A 12,998-nucleotide genomic window follows, 5' to 3' on the forward strand; every position below is an offset into this window, starting at 1 on the left:
TAGCCTGACCTAAGCAGTGCCCGTACCCCCACCCAGGAGTAATTCGTGACTTCAACAGCAATCACATCCACCTCCGTCAGCAACCAGTCGCTGGCTGACCTTGATCCCGAGATCGCAGCGGTCCTCAGCCAGGAGCTGGGCCGCCAGCGCGGCACCCTGGAAATGATCGCCTCCGAGAACTTCGCTCCGCGTGCCGTCATGGAAGCCCAGGGCTCGGTCCTGACCAACAAATATGCTGAGGGCTACCCGGGCCGCCGTTACTACGGTGGCTGCGAATATGTAGACATCGCCGAACAGTTGGCTATTGACCGCGTCAAGGACCTGTTCGGTGCGGAATTCGCCAACGTCCAGCCGCACTCCGGTGCGCAGGCAAACGCCGCCGCACTGTCCGCCATGATCAAGCCCGGCGACAAGATCATGGGACTTTCCCTGGCCCACGGCGGTCACCTGACCCACGGCATGAAGCTTAACTTCTCCGGCAAGCTGTATGAGGTCGCTGCCTACCAGGTTGAAGAAGACGACTTCCGGGTGGACATGGAAAAGCTCCGTGAGCAGGCCCTCGCCGAGAAGCCGCAGGTGATCATTGCGGGCTGGTCCGCATACCCCCGCCACCTCGACTTCGCTGCCTTCCGCTCGATCGCGGATGAGGTCGGAGCCCTGCTGTGGACGGACATGGCGCACTTTGCTGGCCTGGTGGCTGCAGGACTGCACCCGAGCCCCGTGCCGTACTCCGATGTGGTCACCTCCACCGTGCACAAGACGCTGGCTGGCCCGCGCTCCGGCGTGATCCTGGCCAAGCAGGAATGGGCCAAGAAGCTCAACTCCAACGTGTTCCCGGGCCAGCAGGGTGGGCCGCTCATGCATGTGATCGCGGCCAAGGCTGTGGCGTTCAAGATAGCTGCCGGCGAGGAATTCAAGGAACGCCAGCAGCGCGTCATTGAGGGTGCCAAGATCATTGCCGATCGCCTGAACCAGCCCGATGTCGCCCAGGCCGGGGTCTCCGTGCTGACCGGCGGCACAGATGTGCATCTGGTCCTCGTGGACCTGCGGCACTCGCAGCTGGACGGCCAGCAGGCCGAAGATCTCCTGCATTCCGTGGGCATCACCGTGAACCGCAATGCTGTTCCGTTTGATCCCCGTCCGCCGATGGTCACCTCAGGGCTGCGGATCGGTACCCCGGCCCTGGCCACCCGCGGTTTCGGCGCCAACGAATTTACCGAGGTCGCCGAAATCATCGCAGCCGCACTCAAGGCCGGCACCGCAACCGACGTTGACGCCCTGCAGTCTCGCGTGGACAGGCTTGCTGCCGATTTCCCGCTGTACCCGCAGCACGAGCAGTGGTAGGTCATGGGTACCGCAGAGACTGAAAAGACGGCCCGGATCCTTGACGGCAAAGCCACGGCTGCAGCCATCAAGGCGGAGCTCACCCAACGTGTGGCAGTGCTGAAGGAGCGCGGAATTGTTCCTGGCCTGGGCACCATCCTGGTGGGCTCCGACCCGGGTAGTACCTGGTATGTGGGTGGCAAGCACAAGGACTGTGCCGAGGTGGGTATCACGTCCATCAGGCGCGATCTGGCTGCGGACACCTCCGAAGAGGAGCTCCTGGCCGTCGTCCGGGAACTGAACGAGAACCCGGAGTGCACAGGCTACATTGTGCAGCTTCCGTTGCCGGCGCACATCAACCAGGATGTCATCCTGGAGGCGATGGACCCGGCCAAGGATGCTGACGGCCTGCACCCCATGAACCTTGGCCGCCTGGTGGCCAACGTCAGCGGACCCATGACGAGTCCACTGCCGTGTACGCCGAAGGGCTGTGTTGAGTTGCTCACCAGGCATGGCATCAGCCTCAGGGGTAAACGTGTCCTGGTGGTGGGTCGCGGCGTGACCATCGGCCGCCCCGTGGGCCTGCTGCTCACCCGCAAGGATGTCAATGCCACAGTCATCCTGGCCCACACCGGCACGCTGGACCTGGCCGCTGAACTTCGCCAGGCCGACGTCGTGATTGCTGCCGCAGGGGTTCCCCACATGATTGCCGCGGCGCACCTCAAGCCGGGCGCTGTGGTGCTCGACGTCGGTGTCAGCCGTGTGGATGACGGCAACGGCAAGGCAGTTGTCACCGGAGATGTCCACCCGGATGTTGCGGGCGTGGCTGCGTGGCTCTCACCCAACCCCGGCGGCGTGGGCCCGATGACCCGCGCCATGCTGCTGGCCAACGTGGTGGAAACCGCTGAGCGCCAGGCCGGCATCGCCTGATACCCGTTTGACCAGTGGCCGTCCGCTCCTGCACGGAGCGGCGGCCACGCTGGGTTAAATCGCCCGGACACTCTTAACACATATACGTTAAGTTGCGGCCACACGATGTCGGCAACGGAAAATCTGCAATATCCCTTTCACATCCTGCAGCGTTGCACTAGTCTGCTGTGAATGCACCCTCACACTGTTCCTGCCGCCAGTCTGCCCGCGGATGCCCCCGCGCGGAAGATTGTCATCAGCGCCCACAACCTCACCAAGTCCTACGGTGACTTCACCGCCGTGGACGGTATCTCCTTCGATGTACCCCAGGGGGAGGCTTTTGGGCTCCTGGGCCCCAACGGTGCAGGGAAATCCACCACCATGAAGATGATCGGGGGTGTATCCCAACGGACATCCGGCGATCTGAGGATCATGGACCTGGACCCGGGAACACACGGTCCTGAAGTCCGGGCCCACCTCGGGGTGGTGCCCCAGCAGGACAACCTGGATGAAGAACTGCGGGTCAGGGACAACCTTCTGGTGTATGGCAGGTATTTTGGGCTGCCCATGAGCTATCTCAGGCCAAAAGCGGACGAGCTGCTCGAATTTGCCCAGCTGACGGAGAAAGCCAAGGCCAAGGTCGATGATCTTTCGGGAGGTATGAAGCGACGGCTCACCATTGCCCGCTCCCTGATCAACGAGCCCAGGATCCTCCTGCTGGATGAACCCACCACCGGACTGGACCCGCAGGCGCGCCATATCCTCTGGGACCGGCTCTTCCGCCTCAAGGAACAGGGCGTCACGCTGATCCTCACGACGCACTACATGGATGAAGCGGAACAGCTCTGCGACAGGCTGATTGTGGTGGACAAGGGTCGCATCATGGCCGAGGGCACCCCGGCAAACCTGATCCGCGACTATTCCACCCGTGAAGTGGTGGAACTTCGGTTCGGGTCGGAGCGCAACGCGGGAATCGGTGCTGAGCTGGGGGGTATTGGCGACCGGCTCGAAACTTTGCCAGACCGGGTCCTGATCTACGCTCATGACGGTGAGGCCGCACTGGAGCAGGTCATAGCACGGGGACTTCGGCCACTCACGTCCCTGGTGCGCCGTTCCTCACTCGAGGATGTTTTCCTCCGACTGACAGGGAGGAGCCTCGTTGACTGAGAACGTGACGCACCGCGAAACAGCCGCCCTGGGCGAGGGACCCAGCACGGCCGGCAGCACACCTGCCCACGCCCCGGAAGTGTCCGCAGCAAGAGTGCGCCGCTGGGGCGCCTTCTACTATGCCGAAAAAGTCCTGCGCGCCATGCGGAGCTACGTCTGGACCATCGTGCTCTACAGCCTGGGCCAGCCTGCCGCGTACCTGTTTGCCATGGGTGTTGGCCTGGCTACCCTTGTTGATGCCAACAGCACCAACGCCTTTGGTGGCGTCAGCTATATCGTGTTCATTGCCCCTGCGCTTCTCGTCTCCGCAGCCGTGATGACAGCATCGGGGGAGTTCACCTATCCCGTGATGGATGGCTTCAAGTGGCGACGGGTCTACTACGGCCCCCATGCCACGCCCATCACGCCGCAGCAGATTGCCGCCGGGCACATCATGGCAATTGCCGTCCGCTTCGCGGTGCAGTCTGTCCTGTATTTGCTCGTGATGATGCTCTTTGGCGCAACGCCGAGCGCCTGGAGTTGGGTCCTGGTACCGATTGCCATCCTCACGGGGTTGTCCTTCGGAGTTCCGCTGCTGGCCTACGCAGCATCCGTCAGGGAAGACAAGGGGCAGTTCCCCATGGTGATGCGCTTCATTGTCACACCGCTGTTCCTGTTTTCTGGAACGTTTTTTCCATTGGACAACCTGCCGCTGGGTGTGCGGTGGATCGGCTGGATCTCACCGATCTGGCATGGCACAGAGCTGGGTCGCGGCGTCTCCTACGGATACCAGGAACCGTTGTGGCTAATTGCCGTGCACCTTGTCTTTCTGCTGGTACTGGTCATTGGCGGCTGGCATCTGGCCAAGAAGCAGTTTGTCAGGAGGCTGGGACAGTGAGCGTTCAGGACTCTAGGACCCTTTTGACGACCGACGGCGGCCCGCACCCCACTGAACAGGTGCGGCGTCGAAAATATGGTCCCTTGTATTCGCGGAACGCGCGGGCGGTGGTGGCCCGCGGACTCATGGCCACCAAGAGCAGTAACTGGACCGTCATGGCGTCAGGTTTCCTGGAGCCTGTGCTTTTCCTTGTTGCCATGGGGGTGGGATTGGGCAGTGTGGTGGGTAGTGTGCAGGGCCCGGGCGGGCAGGAAATTAGTTACTCCGCCTACATTGCGCCCGCGCTGCTGGCAGTGTCGGCCATGAATGGCGCCGTCTACGACTCCACCTGGAACGTCTTCTTCAAGATGAACTTCGCCAAGCTCTATCAGGGCATGCTGTACACATCCCTGGGGCCGCTTGATGTCGCCATTGGTGAGATTTTCCTGGCCCTGCTGCGGGGACTGCTCTACGCCACAGGATTCACTGCGGTCATGGGAATGATGGGGCTCATCACATCACCATGGGCGCTGCTGATGGTGCCGGCATCGGTGCTCATCGCCTTCGGATTTGCGAGCTTCGGGATGGGCATCACCAGTTTCCTGAAGACGTTCCAGCAGATGGACTGGGTGAACTTTGTGATGCTGCCCATGTTCCTGTTCAGCGCCACGTTCTACCCGCTGAGCGTTTACCCGGAGCCAGTCCAGTGGCTGATCCAGGCCATGCCACTGTGGCACGGGGTGGAACTTCTGCGCCAGCTCAGTGTCGGCTCATTCGGGCCTATCATGCTGGTGCATGTGGGGTACTACGTTGTGATGATAGGCCTTGGCCTGATGCTCACCACGGGCAGGCTGCGAAGCCTGTTCCTGAAGTAGGGAAGCAGCACACACGGCCAGGTGTTCGCCCGCGGTGGAAGAACTGCCCGGGGACCGTCCTTATTTGCGACAATGGAGGCATGCAATCAGTGGGTAGTTCCAGATTTCCGTCCATGCAGGCCAAAGGCGGACCATCCATGTTCCGCATCGGCGGCTTGGGGATGACGGTGTTCATCATCGCGTTCCTGGTGGCTGTGATTTTCGCTGCCAACCAGAACGACGTCGTGGGCTGGGTGGTTGCCATTATCGCCCTGTTCTGGCTTTTGCTGGCCTCGTTTGTGGTGTTCAGCATCCAGAAGGCCGCCAAGAAAGCGGGCGCAAAACTCACTGAGGCCCAGAATGCCTTTAATACCGCGTCTGGCCGCGCACCCATGCCGGATTCGAAGAACAACGGCGGAACCACCATGGTCTCCGAATCCACTGCCACGGATCCGGCGCGGGACCTCAAACTCGACCACTCCTTCAAGATTGTCCAGGTCCAGATCCGGGTTGTGGAGGAAGAGCGCGCCAAGGGTCCAGCTGCGGATTCCGAAACCATCCGCCGCGCTTTGGAAACCATCGATATCACTGCAACAAACGCGCGCGACATGATCCGTTCTGGCGGCCCCGACGACGAGCCCGTGAGTGGAACCATTGTCGACTAGAGTGGGTCCGGTGAGCTCGGCATTGAAGAAGGACACCCTTCGTATCGCATCAGTCAACGTCAACGGCCTCCGGGCTGCCTACCGCAACGGTATGGCGGACTGGCTGGCGGAACGCGATGCTGACATCCTCTGCCTGCAGGAGGTCCGAGCCCCTGACGCCATAGTCCACGAGCTGCTGGGCAGCGACTGGCACATCCTGCATGCCGAAGCCGAGGCAAAGGGCCGGGCCGGGGTGGCCATCGCCAGCCGCCAGAAGCCAACTGCCACCCGCAGCGGCATTGGTGATGCCTACTTTGCCACGGCAGGCCGCTGGGTCGAGGCCGACTTCGCAGTGACGGGAGCCGATGGAAAAGACCAGCAGCTCACCGTCGTTAGCGCCTATGTCCACTCCGGTTCCGTGGGAACACCCAAACAGGACGACAAGTACCGCTTCCTTGACGTGATGATCGAGCGGCTCCCCGCGCTGGCCAAACACAGCGATCACGCCGTGGTGGTGGGCGACCTGAACGTTGGCCACACCGAACGCGACATCAAGAACTGGAAGGGCAACACCAAAAAGGCCGGGTTCCTGCCCGAGGAGCGCGCTTACTTTGACCGCTTTTTTGGTGCGGACATCAATTGGCGTGACGTGCACCGGGACCTTGCAGGCGACGTCCCGGGACCCTACACGTGGTGGTCGCAGCGGGGTCAGGCGTTCGATACCGACACTGGCTGGCGTATCGATTACCAGATGGCAACCCCAGCCCTTGCGGCGGCTGCCGTGTCCGCCGTCGTGGACCGTGCGGCGTCGTACGACACCCGCTTCTCTGACCATGCTCCGCTGGTAGTGGACTACCGGCTCTAGGCACGAAGGCCCCCTTTCATGACTGAAACCATTACTGGAACAACCACGGCCGACGGCGGCGCTCCTGCCGCGCACGCGGCGGCAGGTACCAAAAAACGGATCCTTTCGGGCGCCAAGCCCACAGCCGATTCGCTCCACCTTGGGAATTACATCGGTGCTGTCCGCAACTGGGTTGACATGCAGGCCGAGTACGACGCTGTTTTTTTCATCCCGGATCTGCACGCAGTGACTGTCGACTTTGACCCCGCCGAACTGGCACACCGCACCCGGGTGGTTGCGGCCCAGTACATTGCCGCAGGGATAGACCCAGACAAGAGCATCTTTTTTGTCCAGTCCCATGTACCTGAGCATGCCCAACTCGCTTGGGCGTTGAACTGTATTACAGGCTTTGGCGAGGCATCGCGAATGACGCAGTTCAAGGACAAGACCCAGAAAACGGGGTCAGACTCTGCGACCCTTGGCCTCTTCGCCTACCCCACGCTGATGGCCGCGGACATCCTCCTGTACCAAACGGACCTTGTCCCGGTGGGGGAGGACCAGCGCCAGCACCTGGAACTCACCCGGAACCTGGCCCAGCGCTTCAACACCAGATTCGGCGAGACCTTCACCGTTCCAGAGGCGACAATCCTCAAGGCAAACGCCAAGATCTATGATCTGCAGAACCCCAATGCCAAGATGTCCAAGACAGGCGAATCGCCCAACGGGGCCATCCAGCTGCTGGAAGATCCAAAGATCGCGGCCAAGCGCATCAAATCGGCCGTGACAGATGCCGGCACCGAGATTCGTTTTGACGCCACGGAGAAGCCTGGTGTGTCGAACCTCCTGACCATCTACTCCTCTCTTACTGGAACTCCAGTGCCAGAGCTGGAAGCAGCCTACGAGGGCAAGATGTACGGGCACCTGAAGGTCGATCTTGCTGAGGTAATGGTTGACTTCATCACCCCACTGCGGAACCGTACCAACGAGCTGATGGCTGACCCTGCAGAGCTGGATCGTCTGCTGGCCCAAGGCGCTGGGAGGGCGCGTGAGATCGCGTCGGGGACACTTGCTGGGGTTTATGAGCGCATGGGGTTCCTGCCGTCCGGCAACCTTCCTGGAGTTCGTTAGCCCATGACCCGCGTCAGCAGATCTCCGGTACGCAGTTCCTCGCGTCCAGTGTGCCCGGCGGATGCCGTGGTCCAGATGCCTCCTGGAGATTCTGACGCGGGCCCTGGCCTCGGGGAGACCGAAGATGACGCAGGGCAGGGGATGAGCGTTGGCGTGATCCTGCGGTTCCCACCCCAGGTTGCAGCTGAGCTACAGTCGTGGCGTGCATCGTTCGGAGATCCCATGGCCGAGGTCATCCCAGCCCACATCACCCTGGTGACCACCACCTTTACCGACGACTGGGAAGCAACGTCGGAGCACGTCAGGGCGGTAGCCAAGCAGCAGGAACCGTTTACAGTCACTATCCGCGGCACGGGCACGTTCCGGCCTGTTTCGCCAGTGGTTTTCCTCCGGGTAGATCAGGGCTTCACAGACTGCGTATGGCTGCACGAGCAACTCCAGGCCGGTCCGCTGGAAAGGGAACTGCCCTTCTCCTTCCATCCCCACGTGACGATTGCCCACGACGTTGCGCCAGAAAGCCTCGATGCGGCAGAAACGGTCCTCAAGGATTACGAAGTAAGCTTCCCAGTCGCTAGCATGGGGCTGTACCAACACGACCAGGATGGTATCTGGCAGCTACGGGAAGAGCTCGATTTTGGCAACCAAACTGACACCGCCGGAGGCGCAGCTCTCCCGGACTGAGCCTGCGTTGCCCACTGACCTGGCACGCCTGAAACTTGAGGTAAGCCGGAAAAAGGTGGAACTCAGCAAGGCGCGGCGCGCTGGTGGGGGGCCTTTTGTTGTGCCCCTGGCCGTGATCGGGTTGCTTCTGGCCCGGCTTAACGCGTTCCTGCCCATGCGGGCATTCCAGAACTACAACAGGCAGCATGGGCCACTGATGGCCGCGGGCATTGGCTTTGTCATGTTCTTCTCGATCACTGGCCTGCTGGCTACCGGTTTTTCCATTGCGGGTCTGGTTCTGCGGGGCCAGCCGGAGCTCCTGGACACGATCATTGGCAGTGTTTCGCAGAGTGCCCCCGGCCTGCTAAGTATTGACGGCAGCGATGGGCTTGTTGATCCCAAGAGCCTCCTGAACCCAACCGGCCTGGGGTGGACAGCAATCATTGCTGCTGTTGTCACCATCCTGACCGCGCTGAACTGGATCAACGGGGTCCGGGAAGGCCTTCGCGGAGTGAACCAACTTCCACCCCTGACGATCAGCCCGGTAGTCCTCAAGGCCGGTGATGCGGGGGCCCTGGTCCTTCTGGGTGTGGCGCTTGTGGTCAGTTCTGGAGCCTCGCTCGTGTTTGGGACAGCTGCCGACCTTGTCACCAATTTCCTCAGCCTCAACGATGCGATAGCCGGGCCACTGACGTGGTTGATCAAGATCGCCGTACCGCTGCTCCTGGGGTGGGCCACTGCCATGATCATGTTCCGCCTGGCGGGTAAATTGAAACTGGAAAAGCGTCCCCTGCTGGAAGCCACCATCCTGGCGGCCGTGGGAACCACCGTGCTGCAGCTGTTCAGCACGGAATTGCTGGCCAATGCAGGACGCAACCCACTGCTGGCTCCTTTTGCCATCATCATCGGCCTGCTCATCTGGTTCAACCTGGTCAGCCAGGTCTACCTGATCTCAGGGTCGTGGGCAGCAATCCGGCAGGGAGACCTTGAGGCGGCCCAGGAAGGCCCCTCAAGTTCCTGGGGATCGCGCCAGGTCCAGCCCGGCAAGATGCCCGTGGGTGGCGCTTCGAAGGGCCGCGGACTGGCTGTCAGGCGTCGAGGTACTGGTCTGCCCAGGCCGCGATGATGCGTGCCGCGCGGGCCGCCTGACCCTTTCCGGTCAACAGGTGGTCGCTACCCTCCAGGGACACGAAGTTACGCGGATGGCGTGCGGTCCGGAAGATGGTGCTTGCATTATCAATGCCTACGGTGTTGTCCGTGGGGGAGTGCAGGACCATCAGGGGTTTATGCAGTTGGCGGATGCAGTCCGTCAGGTCGGCGTCTTCGAGGTCTTCCACAAAGTGCCTGCGGATCTCCACGATTTTGCCACCGAGGTCCACCTCTGCGCTGCCTTCGTTGAGGATCGTCTCCAGGGCCGCGTCAAATACGTGGGCCACGTGGTTGGGGGAGAACGGTGCAGCTACCGTTGCCACTGCATCAAGTTCAGGAATGTGCCGTGCTGCGGAGAGCACGGCTGCGCCACCAAAGGAGTGCCCCACCAACAGGGAGATCTCCTTTCCCTGTTCCTTCATGAAGGCCGCCGCACGCACCGTGTCAGCCACTTTGTGGCTGAAGGAGCCCTCAGCCCACAGGCCTGCGGAGTCTCCCAGCCCGAGGTTGTCGAAGCGCAGCATGCCCACGCCGTTTTCCGCCAGCGCCTTACACATCCTTGATGCCGCAGGGCTGTCCTTGCCCAGCGTGAATCCGTGCGAGAAGACGCCCCATCCTTTGATCCGTCCCTCGGGAATATCCAGAATTCCGGAGAGCAACTCCCCGGTGGAACCCGTGAAGCTTACTTTTTCGGAGCGTGACATGGTCCGCCTTTCAATGGCCCCCCGACGGTGCCGTGGGTGGTAGGTAAGTATGTATACCGTTTAAGTTATATGTTCGGTCGTGTTAACGGGCGACGGCGCCGCTCACCGGTGTGGTGAGCGACGCCGTCGTACGCAGTGCTGGAGGTCAGACCTTGCGGGAGAGAATCGCCTGCTTGACCTCGGCAATTGCCTTGGTCACCTGAATCCCGCGCGGGCAGGCTTCTGAACAGTTGAACGTCGTGCGGCAGCGCCACACACCCTCTTTGTCGTTGAGGATTTCAAGGCGCATGTCGCCGGCGTCATCGCGGGAATCGAAGATGAACCGGTGGGCGTTGACGATTGCCGCCGGACCGAAATACTGTCCATCGGTCCAGAAAACCGGGCACGAGGACGTGCACGCGGCGCAGAGAATGCACTTGGTTGTGTCATCGAACCGCTCGCGTTCCTCGGAGGACTGCAGGCGTTCCTTCGTGGGTTCATGGCCACGGTTGACAAGGAATGGCATGACCTCGCGGAAGGACTGGAAGAACGGCTCCATGTCCACAATCAGGTCCTTCTCCACGGGTAGTCCCTTGATGGGCTCCACGGTGATGGGCTTGGTGGTGTCGAGGTCCTTCAGCAGTGTCTTGCAGGCCAGGCGGGTGCGGCCATTGATGCGCATGGCATCGGAACCGCACACGCCGTGCGCGCAGGAGCGGCGGAAGGAGACGCTGCCATCGATTTCCCACTTGACCTTGTGGAGGGCATCCAGGACGCGGTCGGTGCCGTACATGGTGACGTGGAAATCATCCCAGGTGGCCTCCTCGGAAACCTCTGGATTGTAGCGGCGGACGCGCAGGTGTACATCGAATGTGGGGATCTCCCCACCGCCGCCTACGCCTGCGGGCAGTTCAATCTTGGAAGCTGGCTCAGCGAGTTCAGCAGTCATCTCAGTACTTCCTCACCATTGGCTCGTAGCGTGTAAAGACCACCGGTTTGGTGCCCAGGCGGATCCCGGCAATTGCTTCAGCCGAGCCATCTGCCGGGGCGTGGTCATCCTTGTACGCCATGGAGTGCTTCATGAATTTCTCGTCATTACGTTCCGGGAAGTCCTCGCGGAAGTGGCCGCCGCGTGACTCTTCGCGGTGCAGCGCAGCAACTGTCATGACCTTGGCCAGTTCCAACAGGAAGCCGAGCTCAACGGCTTCCAACAGGTCAAGGTTGAAGCGCTTGCCCTTGTCTTGGACCGTGATGTGGCGGTAACGCTCCTCGAAGGACTCGATATCGCTCAGCACCTGGTTCAGGGTGTCAGCCGTGCGGAACACCTGCATGTTGGCATCCATGGTGTCCTGGAGTTCCTTGCGGATCACGGCCACCTTCTCGGTACCCGTGCCGTTGCGGGCAATGTCCAGAAGCTCGATCGTGTATGCCTCGGGGTTCTCCGGAAGTTCCACATAATCCGCAGTCTTGGCGTATTCGGCAGCTGCGACACCAGCGCGCTTGCCGAACACGTTGATGTCCAGCAGCGAGTTGGTGCCCAGACGGTTCGATCCGTGGACCGAGACGCACGCTACTTCACCAGCGGCATACAGGCCCGGAACGATGGTGTTGTTGTCCTGGAGGACCTCTGTGGTGATGTTCGTGGGAATGCCACCCATGGCGTAGTGCGCTGTCGGGAAGACGGGGACCGGCTCGGTGTAGGGCTCCACACCGAGGTAGGTCCTTGCGAACTCCGTGATATCCGGAAGCTTGGCGTCGATGTGGGCAGGCTCCAGGTGGGTCAGGTCCAACAGGACATAGTCCTTGTTGGGGCCACAACCGCGCCCCTCACGCACCTCGTTGGCCATGGAGCGGGCCACGATGTCGCGGGGCGCCAGGTCCTTGATGGTGGGTGCGTAGCGCTCCATGAAGCGTTCGCCTTCTGAGTTGCGAAGGATGGCGCCCTCACCACGGGCTGCTTCGGAGAGCAGGATACCCAGGCCAGCCAGGCCTGTCGGGTGGAACTGGAAGAACTCCATGTCTTCCAGCGGAATGCCACGGCGGAACGCGATGCCCATGCCGTCGCCGGTCAGGGTGTGTGCGTTGGATGTTGTCTTGAAGACCTTCCCTGCACCGCCGGTGGCGAACACTACGGACTTGGCCTGGAAGACATGCAGTTCCCCAGAGGCCAGGTCGTAGGTGACCACGCCTGCAACGCGCTTCTGCTTGAACGGCGTGCCATCCTCGCGGACAGCGTCCTCGTCGACCATCAGCAGGTCGAGGACGTAGTACTCGTTGTAGAACTCCACATTGTGCTTGACGCAGTTTTGGTACAGCGTCTGGAGGATCATGTGTCCAGTACGGTCGGCTGCATAGCAGGAACGGCGTACCGGAGCCTTGCCGTGGTCGCGTGTGTGGCCGCCAAAGCGGCGCTGGTCAATGCGTCCTTCGGGGGTCCTGTTGAACGGGAGACCCATTTTTTCCAGGTCCAGCACGGCGTCAATGGCCTCTCTGGCCATGACTTCAGCGGCATCCTGGTCCACCAGGTAGTCACCACCCTTGACAGTGTCAAAGGTGTGCCACTCCCAGTTGTCTTCCTCGACGTTGGCAAGTGCTGCGCACATGCCGCCCTGGGCCGCACCCGTATGTGAACGGGTGGGGTAGAGCTTGGTCAGTACAGCTGTACGTGCCCGCTGACCGGATTCGATCGCCGCGCGCATGCCTGCGCCACCGGCGCCGACAATCACGACGTCGTACTTATGGACCTGCATACCAGACGCTCTTTCTCTCAGAATTCGCAAT

At 61.5% G+C, this 12,998-nt stretch carries 13 protein-coding genes; 10 read left to right on the forward strand and 3 right to left on the reverse strand.

Going from position 1 to position 12,998, the window contains the following annotated elements:
- Nucleotides 1-45 precede the first annotated feature (45 nt).
- From glyA to QMG79_RS03305, 10 genes are all read left to right on the forward strand, one after another.
- Nucleotides 46-1,344 carry a serine hydroxymethyltransferase gene (glyA, locus tag QMG79_RS03260; protein ID WP_283537123.1) on the forward strand — a complete coding sequence of 433 codons (1,299 nt, stop codon included), beginning with the start codon at nt 46-48 and terminating at the stop codon, nt 1,342-1,344.
- A 3-nt stretch (nt 1,345-1,347) separates the two neighbouring features.
- Entirely contained in the window at nt 1,348-2,253 is a 906-nt protein-coding gene (locus QMG79_RS03265; RefSeq protein ID WP_283537124.1) for a bifunctional methylenetetrahydrofolate dehydrogenase/methenyltetrahydrofolate cyclohydrolase, read from the forward strand.
- 171 nt (nt 2,254-2,424) lie between these two features.
- The gene (locus tag QMG79_RS03270) at nt 2,425-3,399 is read left to right on the forward strand and encodes an ABC transporter ATP-binding protein (protein ID WP_283537125.1); all 975 of its coding nucleotides are present in this window, start codon (nt 2,425-2,427) and stop codon (nt 3,397-3,399) included.
- A gap of 79 nt (nt 3,400-3,478) precedes the next feature.
- On the forward strand, nt 3,479-4,276 hold the full coding sequence (locus QMG79_RS03275; protein WP_349357247.1) for an ABC transporter permease: 798 nt from the start codon (nt 3,479-3,481) through the stop codon (nt 4,274-4,276).
- Between the two features lie 23 nt (nt 4,277-4,299).
- Nucleotides 4,300-5,130, forward strand: coding sequence for an ABC transporter permease (locus QMG79_RS03280; protein WP_283537352.1), 831 nt, complete (start codon nt 4,300-4,302; stop codon nt 5,128-5,130).
- An 80-nt stretch (nt 5,131-5,210) separates the two neighbouring features.
- The gene (locus QMG79_RS03285) at nt 5,211-5,774 is read left to right on the forward strand and encodes a hypothetical protein (protein ID WP_283537126.1); all 564 of its coding nucleotides are present in this window, start codon (nt 5,211-5,213) and stop codon (nt 5,772-5,774) included.
- Between the two features lie 10 nt (nt 5,775-5,784).
- Nucleotides 5,785-6,618, forward strand: coding sequence for an exodeoxyribonuclease III (locus QMG79_RS03290; RefSeq protein WP_283537127.1), 834 nt, complete (start codon nt 5,785-5,787; stop codon nt 6,616-6,618).
- Between the two features lie 18 nt (nt 6,619-6,636).
- Nucleotides 6,637-7,725 (forward strand): tryptophan--tRNA ligase, encoded by a 1,089-nt coding sequence (gene trpS / locus QMG79_RS03295; protein WP_283537128.1) that lies wholly within the window; start codon nt 6,637-6,639, stop codon nt 7,723-7,725.
- Between the two features lie 141 nt (nt 7,726-7,866).
- Entirely contained in the window at nt 7,867-8,406 is a 540-nt protein-coding gene (locus QMG79_RS03300) for a 2'-5' RNA ligase family protein (protein ID WP_283537353.1), read from the forward strand.
- Nucleotides 8,360-9,511, forward strand: a complete 1,152-nt coding sequence (locus QMG79_RS03305) for a YihY/virulence factor BrkB family protein (RefSeq protein ID WP_502934687.1) — start codon at nt 8,360-8,362, stop codon at nt 9,509-9,511. Before QMG79_RS03300 ends, QMG79_RS03305 begins: the two co-directional genes overlap by 47 nt.
- Here QMG79_RS03305 and QMG79_RS03310 read toward each other — a convergent pair.
- The 3 genes from QMG79_RS03310 to sdhA all read right to left on the reverse strand — a co-directional run bounded on the left by QMG79_RS03310 (nt 9,474) and on the right by sdhA (nt 12,967).
- Nucleotides 9,474-10,238, reverse strand: coding sequence for an alpha/beta hydrolase family protein (locus QMG79_RS03310; protein ID WP_283537129.1), 765 nt, complete (start codon nt 10,236-10,238; stop codon nt 9,474-9,476). The genes QMG79_RS03305 and QMG79_RS03310 overlap by 38 nt on opposite strands.
- A 145-nt stretch (nt 10,239-10,383) precedes the next feature.
- Nucleotides 10,384-11,166: a succinate dehydrogenase iron-sulfur subunit gene (locus QMG79_RS03315; protein WP_283537130.1), complete on the reverse strand. Its 783-nt coding sequence runs from the start codon at nt 11,164-11,166 to the stop codon at nt 10,384-10,386.
- A gap of 1 nt (nt 11,167) precedes the next feature.
- Complete coding sequence (gene sdhA / locus QMG79_RS03320) at nt 11,168-12,967, reverse strand: succinate dehydrogenase flavoprotein subunit (RefSeq protein ID WP_283537131.1); 1,800 nt, start codon at nt 12,965-12,967, stop codon at nt 11,168-11,170.
- Nucleotides 12,968-12,998 lie beyond the last annotated feature (31 nt).

It is taken from the genome of Pseudarthrobacter sp. PS3-L1, from assembly GCF_030063285.1.
Lineage (GTDB): Bacteria > Actinomycetota > Actinomycetes > Actinomycetales > Micrococcaceae > Arthrobacter.

Excerpts from the sequence above, each read along its gene's own strand:
- QMG79_RS03310 (WP_283537129.1), bottom strand. The coding sequence starts at position 10,238 with ATGTCACGCTCCGAAAAAGTAAGCTTCACGGGTTCCACCGGGGAGTTG.
- QMG79_RS03300 (WP_283537353.1), top strand. The coding sequence starts at position 7,867 with ATGAGCGTTGGCGTGATCCTGCGGTTCCCACCCCAGGTTGCAGCTGAG.
- QMG79_RS03265 (WP_283537124.1), top strand. The coding sequence starts at position 1,348 with ATGGGTACCGCAGAGACTGAAAAGACGGCCCGGATCCTTGACGGCAAA.
- trpS (WP_283537128.1), top strand. The coding sequence starts at position 6,637 with ATGACTGAAACCATTACTGGAACAACCACGGCCGACGGCGGCGCTCCT.
- QMG79_RS03270 (WP_283537125.1), top strand. The coding sequence starts at position 2,425 with ATGCACCCTCACACTGTTCCTGCCGCCAGTCTGCCCGCGGATGCCCCC.
- sdhA (WP_283537131.1), bottom strand. The coding sequence starts at position 12,967 with ATGCAGGTCCATAAGTACGACGTCGTGATTGTCGGCGCCGGTGGCGCA.
- QMG79_RS03315 (WP_283537130.1), bottom strand. The coding sequence starts at position 11,166 with ATGACTGCTGAACTCGCTGAGCCAGCTTCCAAGATTGAACTGCCCGCA.
- QMG79_RS03285 (WP_283537126.1), top strand. The coding sequence starts at position 5,211 with ATGCAATCAGTGGGTAGTTCCAGATTTCCGTCCATGCAGGCCAAAGGC.